Below are 1,249 nucleotides of genomic sequence, written 5' to 3'. Positions count from 1 at the left end.
TGGTGAAGCGTGGGCCTTGGGGTTGGGGTTCGTCGCGGTAGGTGTCGCCGAGGGGGTTGGTCCATTCGAGGATGCCGTCGGCGAGTTGTTGGACGGCCCAGCGGGTGGCGTGCTTCATGGTGTGGTGGCGTCGGCAGAGGTGGGCGAGGTTGGCGAGGGCGGTGGTGCCGCCGTCGGCGTAGGCGCGGGTGTGGTCGGTGTCGGCGCGGCTGACGGGGTTGTTGCAGCCGGGCCAGCGGCAGTGGCCGTCGCGGGCTTTGAGCCAGCGGCGCATGGCGCGGTTGGGCGGGTAGGTGTCGACGGTGATGGGGATGCCGGTGACGGGGTGGAGGAAGAGTCGTTCCCAGGTGATGGTGTCGGCGGCGAGTGCGCGGATGGTGGCGGCGTCGACCAGGATGCGGCCATCGAGCATGGCGGGGTACTGCAGCTCCGGGTCCGGCGGGCCCTGGCGCCCGCCCGCGCCATCGGCCGCGTCTACGCCACTGCCCGCCTCCGCGTCAGCGCCGTCGTCGCGCCGCTGCATGTCGTCGAGCAGCAGGGTGGTTGCGGGGATGGTGACGGCGATGGTGGCGGTGAGGGTGTTGACGCCGGTGAGGTCGTCCGGGACCTGACCGCACAGCAGCAGTTCGAGGAACGCGTCGGCACGGTATTGGTCGAAGGTGCGCGGGTCGTCCTTGTCCTTGGCTCGGGCGGCCTGGCTGAGCCGGTCGAGGGTGCCGTAGCCGAGCGCGGCGGGCACGCGGCCGGCGAGGACGACCATCCCGTCGCCGGCGTCGTCGACCCACACGGCCCGCTGCTCGCGGGCGAGATCGTGCCGCTGCTGCAGCGGGGCGGTGAGGGCCCGGTCGACGATCAGCTTCGCGCGCGACCGCAACCGGCCAGGCGTGGTGGTCTCGGCGATCGCGACCAGCGCCGCCTCCACCCGGGCCCGCTCGTCGGCGTCGACGTTCGCATCCAGGCGCAGCGCCCGGGTGGCCTGGTCGATGGTGCGCAGGTGCCCGGCCGTGATCCGGCCAGCCTTGTGGGACTGGTGCGCCAGCGGCAGCTCCCGCACCAGCTGCCAGGCGCCGGTCATGCGCTGCTCGATCGTGCGATCCGACAAGCGCAACTCGGCCGCCAGCACCGACGCGCTCTCACGCCGGGCGGTATCGATGTTGCCGCCGCCGTCGAGCAGCTGCGACAGGCGGGCGGCGAACAGCTCCCGCTTCTCCGCCTCCAGCCTGGCCGTGCGCGCCTCCAACGCCCGCAT

The 1,249-nt window shown here is 72.9% G+C and carries 1 protein-coding gene; it reads right to left on the bottom strand.

Annotation, left to right across the window (positions count from 1 at the left end; genetic code table 11):
- A partial coding sequence (locus ACJJVL_RS02065; protein ID WP_405216490.1) for a DUF222 domain-containing protein occupies positions 1 to 1,249 on the bottom strand: 1,249 nt, incomplete at both ends.

This window comes from Agrococcus sp. Ld7 (assembly GCF_045064095.1).
Taxonomy (GTDB): domain Bacteria; phylum Actinomycetota; class Actinomycetes; order Actinomycetales; family Microbacteriaceae; genus Agrococcus.
Note: the sequence above shows the minus strand (reverse complement) of the source record. Positions and strands in the feature narration are given on the sequence as shown.